Origin of the sequence: Ghiorsea bivora (genome assembly GCF_000744415.1) — a bacterium.
Taxonomy (GTDB): Bacteria; Pseudomonadota; Zetaproteobacteria; order Mariprofundales; family Mariprofundaceae; genus Ghiorsea; species Ghiorsea bivora.
The window spans coordinates 38,895-55,458 of sequence record NZ_JQLW01000009.1 but is presented as its reverse complement, the minus strand read 5'-3'; the positions used below and the strand labels follow the sequence as shown (position 1 = coordinate 55,458).

Annotated in this window: 12 protein-coding genes; all 12 read left to right on the top strand. The window is 42.3% G+C overall.

Features of this window, described 5'->3' with window-relative positions; all coding sequences use genetic code 11:
• The first annotated feature begins 34 nt into the window (after positions 1-34).
• The 12 genes from tkt to gspD all read left to right on the top strand — a co-directional run bounded on the left by tkt (position 35) and on the right by gspD (position 16,564).
• A complete protein-coding gene (tkt, locus tag DM09_RS07430) occupies positions 35-2,020 on the top strand; it encodes a transketolase (protein ID WP_038249365.1) in 1,986 nt (661 codons plus the stop codon).
• Positions 2,021-2,050: 30 nt separating this feature from the next.
• A complete protein-coding gene (gene gap, locus DM09_RS07425) occupies positions 2,051-3,052 on the top strand; it encodes a type I glyceraldehyde-3-phosphate dehydrogenase (RefSeq protein ID WP_038249362.1) in 1,002 nt (333 codons plus the stop codon).
• A 113-nt stretch (positions 3,053-3,165) separates the two neighbouring features.
• Positions 3,166-4,344, top strand: a complete 1,179-nt coding sequence (locus tag DM09_RS07420; RefSeq protein WP_038249359.1) for a phosphoglycerate kinase — start codon at positions 3,166-3,168, stop codon at positions 4,342-4,344.
• The gene (gene pyk / locus DM09_RS07415; protein ID WP_038249355.1) at positions 4,344-5,792 is read left to right on the top strand and encodes a pyruvate kinase; all 1,449 of its coding nucleotides are present in this window, start codon (positions 4,344-4,346) and stop codon (positions 5,790-5,792) included. Before DM09_RS07420 ends, pyk begins: the two co-directional genes overlap by 1 nt.
• Before the next feature lie 34 nt (positions 5,793-5,826).
• Complete coding sequence (gene fba / locus DM09_RS07410; RefSeq protein ID WP_038249353.1) at positions 5,827-6,864, top strand: class II fructose-bisphosphate aldolase; 1,038 nt, start codon at positions 5,827-5,829, stop codon at positions 6,862-6,864.
• An 85-nt stretch (positions 6,865-6,949) separates the two neighbouring features.
• Entirely contained in the window at positions 6,950-8,797 is a 1,848-nt protein-coding gene (locus tag DM09_RS07405) for a polysaccharide biosynthesis protein (RefSeq protein ID WP_038249350.1), read from the top strand.
• A gap of 2 nt (positions 8,798-8,799) precedes the next feature.
• On the top strand, positions 8,800-10,944 hold the full coding sequence (gene priA / locus DM09_RS07400) for a replication restart helicase PriA (RefSeq protein ID WP_051938292.1): 2,145 nt from the start codon (positions 8,800-8,802) through the stop codon (positions 10,942-10,944).
• A 93-nt stretch (positions 10,945-11,037) separates the two neighbouring features.
• Positions 11,038-11,895, top strand: a complete 858-nt coding sequence (locus tag DM09_RS07395) for an HDOD domain-containing protein (protein WP_232507782.1) — start codon at positions 11,038-11,040, stop codon at positions 11,893-11,895.
• Positions 11,896-11,919: 24 nt separating this feature from the next.
• Positions 11,920-12,801 carry an MBL fold metallo-hydrolase gene (locus DM09_RS07390; RefSeq protein ID WP_038249344.1) on the top strand — a complete coding sequence of 294 codons (882 nt, stop codon included), beginning with the start codon at positions 11,920-11,922 and terminating at the stop codon, positions 12,799-12,801.
• A gap of 166 nt (positions 12,802-12,967) precedes the next feature.
• A complete protein-coding gene (locus DM09_RS07385) occupies positions 12,968-13,750 on the top strand; it encodes a hypothetical protein (RefSeq protein WP_038249343.1) in 783 nt (260 codons plus the stop codon).
• On the top strand, positions 13,744-14,571 hold the full coding sequence (locus tag DM09_RS07380) for a type II secretion system protein N (protein WP_038249340.1): 828 nt from the start codon (positions 13,744-13,746) through the stop codon (positions 14,569-14,571). The genes DM09_RS07385 and DM09_RS07380 overlap by 7 nt, the downstream gene beginning before the upstream one ends.
• Positions 14,572-14,581: 10 nt before the next feature.
• Entirely contained in the window at positions 14,582-16,564 is a 1,983-nt protein-coding gene (gspD, locus tag DM09_RS07375; protein WP_051938291.1) for a type II secretion system secretin GspD, read from the top strand.

The window sequence follows — 16,564 nt, the reverse complement described above, 5'->3', positions numbered from 1 at the left end:
TTAATCGTTTTAATATAAAAAGTAAGAGGTAAATATGAGTAATAATCGTAGACACTTGGCTAATGCTGTTCGTGCGTTGGCAATGGATGCAGTACAAAAAGCAAATTCAGGTCATCCTGGCGCACCTATGGGCATGGCAGATATTGCCGAAGTTCTTTGGAATGACTATATGAAACACAATCCAACCAACCCTAAATGGGCTGACCGTGACCGTTTTATTCTTTCTAATGGTCATGGTTCAATGTTGATTTATTCATTATTACATCTTACAGGTTATGACCTTGGTATTGAGGATATTAAACAATTCCGCCAATTGCATTCGCGTACACCAGGTCATCCTGAGTATGGTTATGCACCAGGTATTGAGACAACGACTGGCCCATTGGGTCAAGGTATTACCAATGGTGTTGGTATGGCGCTGGCTGAAAAAACATTGGCAGCGCAATTTAATAAACCAGGTCATACAATCGTTGACCATAATACTTATGTATTTTTGGGTGATGGCTGTTTGATGGAAGGTATTTCTCACGAAGCATGTTCTTTGGCGGGTACACTTGGTCTTGGTAAACTGATTGCGTTCTGGGATGACAATGGCATTTCTATTGATGGTGAAGTAGAAGGTTGGTTCACCGATGATACAGCAAAACGTTTTGAAGCTTATGGCTGGCAAGTGATTCGTGATGTTGATGGTCACGATGCAGATGAAATTAAACAAGCCATTGAAACTGCAAAAGCAGAAACAGGTAAACCAACCATGATTTGCTGTAAAACAATCATCGGTTTTGGTTCGCCAAATAAAGCAGGTTCTCATGATTGTCATGGTGCGGCTTTGGGTGATGAAGAAATTGCATTGGTTAGGAAAGAGCTTAACTGGGATGCTGCACCATTTGAAATCCCTGCTGATGTTTATGAAGGTTGGGATAATAAAGAAGCGGGTAAAGCTGCTGAATCAGAATGGGATAAGGCTTTTGCTGCGTATGCTGCAGAGTATCCAGATGAAGCTGCTGAGTTTACACGTCGTATCAATGGCGATTTGACTGCAGATTGGGAAACAACAGTTGATGCATATATTGCTGAAGTTGCTGCCAAAGGTGAATTTATTGCTTCACGTAAAGCATCACAAAATGCGATTGAAGCTTTGGCAAAAGTAACACCTGAATTTTTGGGTGGTTCGGCTGACCTTGCTGGTTCTAACTTAACACTTTGGTCTGGTGCTAAACCCGTGATTGACCATGCTGATGGTAACTATGTGAACTACGGTGTGCGTGAGTTCGGTATGGCTGCGATGATTAATGGTATTTCTTTGCATGGTGGATTTGTACCATATGGCGCAACATTCTTGATGTTCTCTGAATATGCACGTAATGCATTGCGTATGGCTGCCTTGATGAAACAAGGTCATATTGAAGTATTTACCCATGACTCCATTGGTTTGGGTGAAGATGGTCCTACCCATCAACCTGTAGAACAAACAGCAACCTTGCGCATGATTCCAAATATGGACGTATGGCGTCCATGTGATGCCGTAGAAACAGCAGTGGCTTGGAAAGTGGCTGTGAAAAACACCACGCGTCCAACCTCATTGATTCTTTCACGCCAAAACTTGGTACACCAAGAGCGCAGTGCAGATCAAATTAAATTGATTGAACGTGGTGGTTATATCTTAAAAGATTGTGAAGGTACGCCAGATGTGATTGTTATTGGTACAGGCTCTGAGCTTAACCTTGCTGTTGAAGCTGCTGCTGCATCGGATAAGAAAGTTCGTGTTGTTTCTATGCCTTCAACCAATGTGTTTGATGAGCAAGATGCAGCTTATAAAGAATCTGTATTACCTGCATCGGTTACTTCACGTGTTGCTGTTGAAGCTGGTGTCACAGGTTTCTGGGCAAAATATGTTGGTTTGAATGGTAAAGTCATCGGTATTGATACCTTTGGTGAGTCTGCACCAGCAGGTGAGTTGTTCAAAATGTTTGGCTTCACTGTAGAAGCAGTTGTTTCTGCAATCGACGAAGTCGCTTAAGTTTCTAAAAAAGAGAGAGGAGAGAGTAACATGACAATTAAAGTTGGTATTAATGGATTTGGTCGTATTGGTCGCATGGTTTTTCGTGCAATTAAAAAGGACTTTCCTAATTTGGAAGTTGTAGGCATTAATGATTTGTTGGATAATGATTATTTGGCATACATGCTTAAATATGACACGGCACATGGTCGTTTTGATGGTGAAGTCACTGCAATTGATGATACATCATTCACTGTAGATGGTAAAAAAATCCGTCTTTCAGCTGAGCGTGATCCTGCTGCATTGAAATGGGATGAAATTGGAGCAGAGCTTGTGATTGATTGCACAGGTTTCTTCTTAACCCAAGAAAGCTGCCAAGCTCACATCACTGCTGGCGCTAAGAAAGTGGTTCAATCTGCACCATGTAAAGATGGTGGCCCTATGTTCGTTTATGGTGTAAACCATGAAGACTACAATGGCGAAGCGATTATTTCTGCAGCATCTTGTACCACCAACTGCTTGGCACCAATCGCGAAAGTGATTAATGATAACTTTGGTTTGAAACGTGGTTTGATGACAACTGTGCATGCTGCAACTGCAACACAAAAAACTGTGGATGGTCCTTCTATGAAAGACTGGCGTGGTGGTCGTGCTGTGTTTGAAAATATTATTCCATCTTCAACAGGTGCAGCGAAAGCTGTGGGCGTAGTGCTTCCTGAATTGAATGGTAAATTGACCGGTATGGCTTTCCGTATCCCTTCAGTGGACGTTTCAGTTGTTGATTTGACTTGTGAGTTGGATAAATCTGCTTCTTATGAAGATATTTGTGCAGCAATGAAAGAAGCTTCTACAGGTTCTTTAAAAGGCACACTTCAATATACAGATGAGATGGTTGTATCGTCTGATTTCCGTGGAATCAGCGCATCTTCAATTTTTGATGCTGGTGCTGGTATTGCATTGGATGACACATTCGTGAAAGTTGTATCTTGGTATGACAACGAATATGGTTATACATGTAATATGCTTAGATTGGCTGAGCACGTAGCTAAATAAATCATAAGTAGGGCTTTGACTTCGGTCTTAGCCCTACGTTTGTTTTTGTTTGTTCACTAGAGTAACCAAAAACAAACGTTTAATAATATAAAGTAGGTGAAAGAGGAGTAAACATGTCTGTTATCAAAATGACCGACCTAGATTTGGCAGGGAAACGTGTTCTGATTCGTCAGGACTTAAATGTGCCGATTGCTGATGGTAAAGTTACATCGGACAAACGAATTCGCGCATCATTGCCAACATTAGAGCACTGCATTAAAGCGGGTGCAAAAGTGATGGTGATGTCTCATTTGGGTCGTCCAACGGAAGGCGAAGCTGCAGCTGAGTTTTCATTGGCACCCGTTGCTGCACATATGTCAGGTCTTTTAGGGCAAGACGTTCGATTGGTTACAGATTATGTTGGTGCTGATGTTGAAGTGGCAAACGGTGAAGTTGTTTTGCTTGAAAACGTAAGATTCAACGTTGGCGAAAAGAAAAATGATGAAACTTTATCTAAACAATACGCAGCTTTGTGTGATGTGTATGTGATGGATGCTTTTGGTACAGCGCATCGCGCACAGGCATCAACCCACGGTGCAGGTCAATTTGCACCGACAGCATGTGCAGGACCTTTGCTTGCAGGCGAACTTGAAGCTTTAGGTAAGGCTTTGGATAACCCAGCGCGCCCTATGGTTGCGATTGTCGGTGGCTCTAAAGTTTCTACAAAACTAACCGTTCTTGAATCATTATCTAAGATTGTGGATCAATTGGTTGTGGGTGGCGGTATCGCCAATACATTTATTGCCGCAGCAGGTAAACCTGTAGGTAAATCTTTGTATGAAGCCGACTTGGTGGATACATGTAAAAAATTAACAGCTGATGCACAAGCCAATGGTGGTTCTATTCCTGTACCAACAGATGTTGTGTGTGCCAAAGAGTTTTCACCTACGGCTGAGGCCACATTGAAAGGTGTGGATGAAACCCTTGAAGATGACATGATTTTTGATATTGGGCCTGATTCAGCGGCTGAGCTTGCTGAAATCATCAAAAATGCTGGTACAGTGGTATGGAATGGTCCTGTAGGCGTATTTGAATTTGATCAGTTTGGCGAAGGCACCAAAGCGATTGCAATGGCAATTGCTGAGTCTCAAGCATTCTCTATTGCAGGCGGTGGTGATACACTAGCAGCAGTTGATAAGTATAATATTTCTGACAAGGTATCTTATATCTCAACAGGTGGTGGTGCATTTCTTGAGTTCTTAGAAGGCAAAAAACTACCCGCAGTAGAAATGTTAGAAGGTCGTGCAAAATAATGACAGAACATATTCGTAGAACCAAAATTGTAGCAACCTTAGGCCCTTCTTCTGAATCACCAGAAATGCTAGAAAAAATGATTGCAGCGGGTGTGAATGTTGTTCGCCTAAACTTCTCTCATGGTACACCAGAAGATCACCAGTTGCGCGCTGATAATGTACGTGCAGCAGCTAAAAAACTTGGCGTTGTGGTTGGTGTACTTGCTGATATGCAAGGCCCTAAGATTCGTTGTGGTAAATTCAAAACGGGTAAAACCATATTAAAGGTTGGTCAAAAGTTCATTCTTGATGGTGCAATGAGTTTGGATGAAGGGACTGATGAGCGTGTTGGTTTAACTTATAAAGAGCTTGTTACTGATGTTGAACCTGGTGCGCGTTTGTTGCTCAATGATGGTCTTTTGGTGATGGATGTAGATAAGGTTGTGGGTCAAGAGATTCATTGTACGGTTGTTGTTGGTGGTGTGTTGTCCAACAATAAAGGTATCAATCGTGCTGGCGGCGGTTTATCTGCTGATGCATTAACTGAGAAAGACAAAGAAGATATCAAAACAGCATGTGCGATTGGTGTGGATTATATTGCGATTTCTTTTCCTCGTGATGGTAAAGACATGGAATATGCACGTTCTTTGGTGGAAGCTGAAGGTTCAAATGCGGGCATGGTTGCTAAAGTTGAGCGTGCAGAAGCTGTACTTGATGCGAACCTTAAAGCAATTATGGAAGCATCGGATGCGGTTATGGTTGCGCGTGGTGATTTGGGCGTAGAAATTGGTGATGCAGCTGTGCCACCTGTGCAAAAGAAAATGTTGCGTATGGCACCTAAATATAACTGCCCCGTGATTGTAGCCACGCAAATGATGGAATCGATGTGTGAAAACCCGATTCCAACACGGGCAGAAGTGAATGATTGCGCCAATGCTGTACTTGATGGTACGGATGCTGTGATGTTATCGGGTGAGTCTGCAGCAGGTCGTTATCCTGTTGAAGCTGTAGAAGCCATGCATAGAACTTGCATTGAAACAGAGAAGCAACGTGTGATGCCTTCTTCGCAAACACGTGACCCTAGGTTCCCTCCGCATTCAGTGGATGAATGTATTGCGCGTCAAGCGATGGAAGTAGCCAGAGAAATGCCAGTTAAAGCGATCGCATCATTCACGCGTTCAGGAAATACTGCTTTGTACATGTCTAGACATTTGGGTGATGTGCCCATTTATGCAGTGACCTCTGAAGATAGTACTTTGGGGCGTGTGACTCTATTCAGAAATGTTACGCCACTTCGTATGGATATAGACTATGGTCCAACCGATGCGCCCAAGGCAACACTGGATATTCAAGCGAAAATGCTTGAGGAAAAAATTGCAGGTAAAGATGACTTAATTATCATGACATTTGGTACACCTATGGGTGAATCAGGTGGTACCAATGCAATGAAAATCATTAGTTTAAAATAAGTAAGAAAACTTTAAATAAGGAAAGGAGTACAACATGGCATTAATTTCATTACGTCAACTATTGGATCACGCTGCTGAAAACGATTACGGCATGCCAGCATTCAATGTCAATAATATGGAGCAAGTTCATGCAATTATGGAAGCTGCAAATGAGGTGAATTCACCTGTCATTATGCAGGGTTCTGCAGGCGCACGTAACTATGCAGGTGAACCCTTTTTGCGTCATATGATTGATGCAGCTGTGGAAATGTATCCACATATTCCTGTAGTGATGCATCAAGACCATGGCTCTGAGCCAGCAGTATGTTTGCGTTCAATTCAGTCTGGTTTCACATCAGTCATGATGGATGGTTCATTGATGGCTGATATGAAAACTCCATCATCATTTGAATACAATGTAAATGTCACCAAAACAGTTGTTGATATGGCACATGCAGGTGGTGTATCTGTTGAGGGTGAGCTTGGTTGTCTGGGTTCTTTGGAAACAGGCATGATGGGTGAAGAAGATGGTCATGGTGCTGAAGGCGCTTTGGACATGGATCAACTGTTAACAGGTGTTGATGAAGCTGTAGATTTTGTAGATCAAACAAATGTTGATGCTTTGGCTATCGCTATTGGTACTTCTCACGGTGCGTATAAATTCACCAAACCACCTACTGGTGAAGTATTACGTATCGACCGTATTGAAGAAATTCACGCAGCATTGCCAAATACGCATCTTGTCATGCATGGTTCATCTTCTGTGCCACAAGACTGGTTGGAAATCATCAATGCGCATGGTGGCGAAATGGGTGAAACTTATGGTGTACCTGTTGAAGAAATCGTTAAAGGTATTAAATCTGGTGTACGTAAAGTAAACATTGATACAGATTTACGTATGGCTTCTACAGGTGCAATTCGTAAACACTTGAAAGAAAATCCATCAAACTTTGATCCACGTAAATTCTACAAAGCTGCTAAAGATGCCATGAAAGACATCTGTAAAGCACGTTTTGAAGCATTTGGTTCTGCGGGTCAAGCTTCAAAAATTAAAGTGAAATCTTTAGAAGAAATGATTGGTTTCTATAAATAACTTTCTTTTTTATTAAGGGTTACATAATGTTAAAGGCGAGCTATCTAGCTCGCCTTTTTAATTGAAGGATAAGGTTGGTGCGTAAATGAAAGACTTACTTTATATCTGGAAAAGCCGTTGGTTTGCTTTTGTCCATGACATGTTATGGGTTTCATTAGCTATTTATTTAGCTTTTTCTTTCCGCTTTGATTTTGGTGCTATTCCAGAACGTCATATCGAAGCTGCATGGCATATGTTGTGGGTTGCACTATTGGTTCAGGCATTCAACTACTGGTACTTTGGTTTATACCGAGGCATTTGGCGTTTTGCATCATTACCTGACTTAACGCGAATCATGCAGTCTGTTCTTTTTGGTTCTTTGTTTACATATTTTATATTGTTCACTTGGATCAGACTGGAAGGGGTTCCACGTTCAACGCTTGTCCTGTATCCTATCTTATTGATGGGTGGTTTAGCAGGCATGCGGTTATTGTATCGTTGGATAAAAGATAGACGATTAAGTTTATCATCGGTAGCTGGAAAACGTGTGCTTATATTAGGCGCAGGAAAAGCAGGCGAGTTATTGGTTCGAGATATTTTAAATTCTGATAAATATATACCTGTTGGTTTCCTTGATGATGAAAAAAAGAAAAAAGGCTGCGATATTCGTGGTGTTCCTGTCTTGGGTGACTTTGCTAGCTTGGCAACGTTAATTCCAGAATTAAGTATTGATGAAGTGTTGATTGCTATGCCATCTGCCGAACCTAAATTATTACAAAATATGGTGAAAATATGCGCTGACTTACATGTTAGGTGTAGAACTGTTCCTACTTTAGAAGAATTAGACCATCAAAAACCAGATATAGGAAGTTTACGGAATATCCATTTGGAAGATTTATTGGGTAGAGATGAGATAGCATTGAAAAATGATGTGGTTGCGCGTTTTATTCAAGGTAAACAAGTGATGGTCACGGGTGCAGGTGGCTCCATTGGTTCAGAGTTATGTCGCCAGTTACTTTCATTTAATCCTGGTCAGCTTATTTTGCTGGATCATGCAGAGTTTAATTTATATCAAATTGATAATGAGCTACAGGGGACGCTTAATTATAAGTCTTGTAGCACAGTTTTGGGTGATATTCGTGATCATGAACGCATGGAATGGATATTTTCGAACTTTAAACCTGATATCGTTTTTAACGCTGCAGCGTATAAACATGTGCCGCTTGTAGAGGCAAATCCAGCAGAGGGCATTAAAACCAATGTGTTGGGGACTTGCATGCTTGCTGACCTTGCAGCAATGCATGCTTGTGAACACTTTATCCAAGTATCCACAGATAAAGCAGTTAATCCCGCCAATGTGATGGGAGCAACCAAACGTATGGCAGAAATATATTGCCAAAACTTGAATAAACGGTGCGATACTGCCTTTATTACGACCCGTTTTGGTAATGTGTTGGGCTCAGCAGGCAGTGTTGTACCGTTGTTTAAAAAACAAATTGAGAAGGGTGGGCCTGTGACTGTGACGCACAAGGAAATTACCCGTTATTTTATGACTATTCCTGAGGCAGTCTCATTGATTTTACAAGCGGCAACTATGGGTTCAGGCGGTGAAATCTTTGTTTTGGATATGGGTGAACCTGTAAAAATCAAAGATATGGCAGAGCAAATGATTCGTTTGGCAGGTTTGGTGCCCAACAAGGATATTGATATTGTCTATACGGGTTTACGCCCGGGTGAAAAATTGTTTGAAGAGTTGTTTCATGAGGCTGAATCGCTGCAGGGGACAACCCATGCTAAAATTATGCTGTCTGATGTTCGTGAAGTAGATTGGGATGAAGTACAGCAACGACTCGCTGCTATTCGTGAGGCATGTGCAAATCGGGATGTGCCAGCCTTGATTCAATTATTGCAGCAGCTTGTGCCAGAGTTTACCCCTGACAAACGTTTGCTGTAACCATGCTAGCGCATGAGAATCCTCGCATTTATATTCGCGCCACTGTGTTTGCACCGTTATGGCAAAGCTTTGATTATGTTTGGTCTGATGCTTTAGGTGAACCCCAAGTTGGCATTCGGGTTGTTGTGCCTTTTGGGCATAGCAAACGGGTCGCTGTTGTTGAGCAAGTGTTTGAACAGGATGCTAATAAACAAGAAGCAACGGCAGATTTAAAACAAGTTTTAGATCGTTTAGATGATAAAAGTTTATATGCTGATGTTTATTGGAACTGGTTGCAGCGGGCGAGTAGTTATTATTTGCGTACCACTGGGGAAATGTATGAATTAGCCTTGGCATGGGCGGCGTTAGACAAACAACGGCGTTTTAAATGTTTGGATCGCGCGTTGCTATTGGATTTTGATCATGATTTGGCGTTGGCATTTACCAGTAAACGGGTTATTTCATTGGCGACGATTAGCAAACATTGTGAAGTTCATGCTGTGCAGTGGCGGGTGCTACAAGCTGTGCAAGCAGGCGTGCTTGAGGAAGTGTGGGAACAACCGCAGGATGATGCAGCGTGTGTAAAAACACGCTTGCAGTTACGTGCATCGCAACAGCAAGCAGTGGATGAATTATGTGAACATCAACAGTTTTACCCCGCGTTATTGTTTGGACGAACAGGCTCAGGGAAAACTGAAGTTTATTTGCAAGCTGCCGAAAAATTAGTGGCACAAGGTAAACAGGTGTTGATATTGGTGCCTGAGATTGGTTTGACACCAATGTGGAAACAGCGTCTGTCCGAACGATTTAAACATGTTTCAATTTGGCATTCAGGATTAACTTCGCGTGAGAAAATTGCTGTGCGCCATGGTTTAGAGAAGACACAAGTTCTTTTGGGTACACGTTCGGCTTTATTCTTACCCTTGCAGCATCTTGGTATGATTGTGATTGATGAGGAACATGACACCTCATTTAAACAGCAAGATGGTGTGATGTATTCGGCAAGAGACATGGCATTATTATTGGCACAAGCCTTGAAAATTCCAATGGTGTTAGGTTCGGCAACACCCAGTTTGGAAAGCTGGCGACAAGTGAAAGAAGGCAAGATGTCATGTTTTCGTTTGACTGAGCGTGTGCACCAGCATACACAAATTCAGCCTGAAATTATTGATATGCGTGGCTCAACATCGGTATTATCACCACTGCTTATACAGCGCCTTGAGGAAACCTTTGCGCGTGGCGAACAAGCGATGTTGTATCTCAATCGAAGAGGCTATGCGCCAGCCTTACAATGTACGGCCTGTGGTTATGTGCCACAATGTTGTTTGTGTAGTTTACGTTTAACCTTACATCGCAAAGAAGGGGTATTGCGCTGTCATACTTGTGACTACAAAGAGCGAGTCAAACAAACGTGTGAGCAGTGCGGTGAAAAGGCTTATTTACCACTTGGCTCAGGTACAGAGCGGTTAGAAGATGTGTTGCAACAAGCACTTCCTGATGCAAAACTTGCACGTTTCGACCGTGATGTCATTCGCCATGCAAAAGATTTGACGCGGGTATTAACACAATTCGAAGCAGGTGATATCGATTGTTTATTGGGTACGCAAATGTTGGTCAAAGGGCACCACTTTCCTAATGTGACCTTGGTTGGTGTGATCAATGCTGATTTGGGCATGAATTTGCCCGATTTTCGTGCATCAGAGCGTTGGTGGCAACAAATGACGCAGGTGTTTGGGCGTACTGGCCGTGGCGCACAAGCAGGTAAAGTGGTGGTGCAAACATGGAGCCCTGATGCATCGTGGTTTGATAGGTTAGATGAAAGCAGGGCAGAAGAAGTTTTAGACGAAGAATTAAGTCTTCGCCAGCTGACACATTTCCCACCCTATGCCCGATGGGTGCGGGTTGTGTTTTCTGCGGGTTACCATGAAAAAGCGATTGTGGCAGCACATCAATTTGCCAAAGCATTACAAAGCTGGGATGAAGTGAAGGTGAGTGGTCCTATGCCGTGTGCTTTGGAACGTTTATCGGGGCGTTTTCGTTTTGAATTGATTATTCGTGATGAAGTAAGGAAACATTTGCCATGGCAGCTATTACCCCTTATCAAAAAGTTACGTATTCCTTCAGGTGTACGTCGAAAAATTGATGTGGATCCGCAAGACCTGATGTAAATGATTACTCATTTGTACATCTGAGAAGTGGCGATGTTCTTGCTTATCATGATTGGCGTGTATGTGAGCTGCAAAACGTGAAAGGTGAGGATGATGAACCCAGTGGATAACAATGTACAAGAGAATATACAACGCATGGTTGAGGCCATGCCTGCATTTCCGCGTAGTGTACATAAAGTGTTAGAGCTTACTTCGGATATGAACTGCGCGCCCAAAGATATTGTGGAAACCATAGAACATGACCCCGTGATGACGGCTAAAATGTTAAAGTTGGTCAACTCTGCCTTTTATAGCTTACCGCGAAAAATCACATCGATGAAACATGCTGTGATTTATATTGGCATTAATACTGTAAAAAACCTTGCGCTGAGTATTGCGACTGTGGGTATGTTACCTGCACATAATAAAGCAGACTTTGATATGTCTGATTTTCTACTACACTCTTTGGTGACAGGCGCGATTGCGCGCAAGTTATCAACATTTGTCAACAGAGAAGGTTTTGATGTGACTGATTTTTTTGTTGCAGGTTTATTGCATGACTTTGGTAAAGTTGTTTTTGTGCAAGCCATGCCTGAAACCTTTCTACGAGCCAAACAAATGGTGGAAGAGCAAGGTGTGTCTTTGATTGAAGCAGAACAGCGTTTGTTTGGTGCTAACCATAGTCAAGCGGGTGCTATTTTAGGTCAACAATGGAAATTTCCTGAGGCATTGGTGCAAGCCATTGCCGAACATCATCAGCCAGATATGGCATCGAATGTATTGCGTGATTGTGTGTTTGCTGCCAATCAAATATGCAAGTCAAAACACATTGGTCATGCAGGTAATACGCAGGTTGAACCATTTTCAACATCCATGATACAACGTTTTGATTGTGATATCGAAAGTCTGTTGGATAAACTGGGTGATTTGCAGCCTATGATTGATGAGGCAGAATCTTTTGCCAGTTTGTAAGCTAGTATACAAAAGGGATGGGGTATGCAGATAAAATTTTGGGGTGTACGTGGCTCTATACCATCTCCAGGTCCAAATACAGTTCGTTATGGTGGTAATACAACATGTATTGAAATTCGTGCGGGTGATGAGTTGATTATTTTGGATGGTGGCACGGGTATATTTCCGCTTTCTCAAACGCTGTTTCCTGAGTTACCAAGGCATATACATATTTTTATTACCCATTCACATTGGGACCATATTCAAGGGTTGCCATTTTTTGTGCCTATCTTCATCCCCGGTAATGATATTCATTTGTATGGGGCTTCTGACCCTGTAACTCAGCAAGGGGTTGAACATTTATACGATGTGCAGTTGCAATACAGTTATTTCCCCATTCGTGAAGCAGAGTTGAATGCCAATATGCATTACCAGTCTTTGTTTCCTGGTGAGGTGGTGCAAGTGGGTGATGTCACGATTACCTGTGTACTGATGAACCACCCAGTGACAAACTTGGGTTACAGGGTTGAATATCAAGGTAAGTCGATGTTTTTTACAGGGGACCATGAGCCACCCTACAATTTGTGCAAACCAGGCGAAGAAGATTGGGACGTTTATGAAGATTTGATTCAACAAAAAACACAGGACATGGATACAATCATGCAAAATGTTGATGTGTTGATTGCAGATGCTTCATATACAACGGATGAATATGGACAAAAACAAGGGTGGGGTCATGGTACATATGACACATGTATAGCTATGGCTAAACGTGTTGGTGCCAAACAATTGTATTGCACACACCACGAGCCTATGCGGTCGGATGATATGTTAGAAAAAGTATTTGAAGAAGCCGTGGCGCGGTGTTCGCTGGATATGGATTTTGGTGTACAACTGGCAAAGGAAGGATTGACGATTCAAGTTTAGCTAAGTTCGAGTAAGTTTGGATGAAGCAGCTTGTGGTTTTAGGGTATTCAAAATAAAGGCGTGAGTTTAGATGTTCTGGATGCAAGATATGAATTTATGACTTATTCTGAGTCTATTTAACTGTAAAATGTGGTAAAATGATGTGAAGGGTGCTTGAATACGCCTTATGTCATGGGTACACAAAATCATATATTTATTATTGGCTTATTTATTGCCGTTGTCGGTTGCGCAAGCTATAGAATTTGATGCACAAGTAGAACGTGTCCTATGGCGCTATCAAGAAGAAGGAAAGGAAGTGACCACATTTAATCAGCTGCCCAGTAAAGCGGATGGAAGTGGTGCATTGTTTAAACTTCGGCTAAGCTCAGAGCGTAATCAAGATTGGTTTTTTGCTGTGAGTGCGGCACTGATGGGTAGTGGTTCTCCTGCTGCGGAAACTTGGAACAATGGGCAGGTGAATGATTTAAGTATGCGGCAACAAGATGTGCGCTTGGATATGCAATATCGAATGTTGGGCGCTAGGTTTGGCATTTGGTTGGCGCAACGTGAGCAAAAACAAACACGTGATAATTTTGTGGTAAACGGGGTTGCTACGGTCGTTGCGGGGGCGCCGATTGATGAAGTGGTTAAAAGCCAATGGGCTGGTTTATCCCTCACCTCAGTCGGGGGTAATGTGGGTCAATTTGAGACGCGTATTGATGCAGCTTTAGCCTTGGATATGAATGTCACCAATCCATTGTTTACAGCGCCATTCAGCAAGAAAAATGGTTATCGAACAGGTATTCACTTTCGTTGGACATTACCCAAATCAGAAGTTGGTGTTTCAGGATTAAACATCACGTTGCGTTATGAATACCAAGACATTGGTGGAGAAAACACCGTGAATAATGGCTTTTGGCCATACAACCGTTGGCAAATGGTATCCATGGGGCTGATGTACGCATGGTAATGTCATGGTTACCACGTTGGACTGAATATGTACTGGTTATACTTATGGCTTGGTTTGTTTCAGGTTTATGGGTGAGTCATCCGCAACCTATGAATCATCAATCGCCCATATTGCAAGAACAACCCCATGAAACATCGGCAATGGATGTTCTTTTTCAGGATGTTTCCCTGTTTGGTCAGGCTGACATCAAAGATAAACCTGTAGATAAACCTGTGACAGTGGTTGTCAGTAAACTCAATATCAAATTGGTGGGTACGGTTGTCGCAGGCAAAAAGTCTGCAGCCATGGTGAGCATAGTTGGCGGTAAAAAGCAGCAGGTATTCTTTTTGAATGAAGAAGTGCAACCTGGTGTGCGACTCACACAAGTTGAGGCAGCAGCTATTGTTGTTGATAACCGAGGTAAGATGGAACGCATTACTCTTGAAGCGGGAAAACCCTTGGTGAATATTCCTAATGCCCCAGTGCAAGCTGCACCGCGATTGGCAGGCCCTAAACTTCCCCTAACCAACCGCCGACTCAGTAAACAAAAGTTACAAAAACAAATGCGTAATTTTTCGACACTATTAAGCCAAGCGCGTGTCTCACCCCATTTTACCAATAAAAAACCCGATGGTTTTATGATTAGTGAGATTGTAAAAGGTTCGCTGTATGAAGAAATTGGTTTGCTGAATGGTGATATTATTAAAAAAGTGAATGGTGAATCGGTCACGGGTGCAGAACAAGCGATGCGAATGTATCGTGAGTTACAGAATGCAACATTTATTGACGTTGAAATAGAGCGAAATGGTAGCTTGCAACAATTAAGCTATACCATCCAGTAAGAGGTTGAAGATGCAAATTTTGCAAAAAATGAAGTGGATTGTTTTGGTGATGAGTTTGGTGATGGGGGTAACCTTTGCCCATGCCGAAGGCGTAACCATGAACTTTAAAAATGCTGATATCCGAGCATTTATTGAATTTGTATCAGGTTTTTCAAATAAGAATTTTCTCATTGATAATCGGGTTAAAGGTAATGTGACCATTGTATCACCCACGCCGATTTCAGAAGATGAAGCTTATGATGTGTTTTTATCGGTTTTAGAAGTAAATGGTTTTGCAGCGGTGGACAGTGGCTCGGTGATTAAAATTGTGCCACGCGCAGAAAGCAAACAAAAGGCTGTGAAAGTCCGTGAGTCAGGCAGAGCACCACGCAATGATGAAGTGATGACCCAAGTGTTGCGACTTAAATATGCCGATGCACAGCAGTTGGTCGCCTTGCTTCGTCCTTTAATTTCTCCCAACAGTCATTTGGTGGCTTACCCACGGGGAAATATGTTATTGCTAACGGATTCTGCGAGTAATATTCGTCGCATTCAGAATATTTTGAAGTTGGTGGACAGGCAAGATGCGGTTGGGGTACAAATTTTCCCTCTAAAACATGCGTCAGCGGATAAATTAGCCAAAACATTGTCGGGTTTGTATGCCAAAGCAGGGCCGAATAGCCCTAATTCAATTAAAGCATTATCGCATCAGCCTGGAAATATCTTGATTGTCGTTGCAGCACCGCAAATGATTAATGAAGTGGCGGAAGTGATTCGTAAGTTGGACATTAAACCCAAGCCTGATTCAGGGCGTTTACAAGTACGTTATTTGCAACATGCTAACGCTGTAGATGTCGCCAAAGTTTTAACTGAACTTGTCGGTGGCGGTGCAGCCAGTGCAAAAGCTGTACCTACACAAAAGGTTTTGTTTACAGGTGATGTGAAGATTGTGGCAGATCCAGCCACCAATGCACTTTTGATTACAGCCGACCCCAGCGATATGAATGCGATGAATGGTATTATTGATAAATTGGATATTCATCGTTTACAGGTGTTGGTTGAAGCTTTGATTGTTGAGGTTTCTGCAAATGTGGGTGAACAATTTGGTGTAGAATGGCGTAGTGCGAGTGACTTTACAGGCACGGGTACATCTACATTTGGTGGCACCACGTTTTCCAATGCGGCAGGCACCAATATTAATTCGGTTGCAGCCAACCCATTTTCAACGGGTTCAGGTTTGGCAGTTGGGGTGACAAAAGGAACGGTGAGTTTTGGTGGTGTGAATTTTTTAAACTTGGGTGCCTTAGCTCGTGCGCTTTCAACCAAGTCTGATACCAATGTATTATCTACGCCGAATCTTCTGACCATGGATAATGAAGAGGCTGAAATTATTGTGGGTCAGAATGTTCCTTTTTTAACAGGTCAAAACTCAACCCAAGGCGGCACAGCCAACCCATTTCAAACCATTGAACGTAAGGATATTGGTTTAACCTTACGTGTAAAACCTCAGATATCAGCGGGAGATACGGTGCGCTTGGAATTGTTTCAAGAAATTTCCAGCATTGATTTGAACCCTGGTGTGCAAGGTGCTGATTTAATTACCAATAAACGCTCTGTGAAAACTGTGGTGTTGGCCAATGATGGTGGCATGATTGTATTGGGTGGGTTGATGCGTGATGATGTGAATGTGTCGATTCAAAAAGTACCATGTTTGGGTTCTATGCCTGTATTGGGTGAAGCATTTAAGTTTACTGAAAATAGTCGTAAAAAAACCAATTTGATGATTTTCTTGCGTCCGCATATTATTAAAGATGCCAGTGATATTCAGGCAATCACCAATGGCAAGTACAATGATATTAAAGATTTATATGAAAAACCGCTTCAAGGTGGTTCTATTCTCTTTCCGCTTGAACCGAATCAAATGCCAGATTATTTGAAACCCATACCAGGTTTGCATTTGGAAGAAGGTTTACCCGCACATACTTCGGGTCGAAAAAAAGAAACTCAAGAGTAA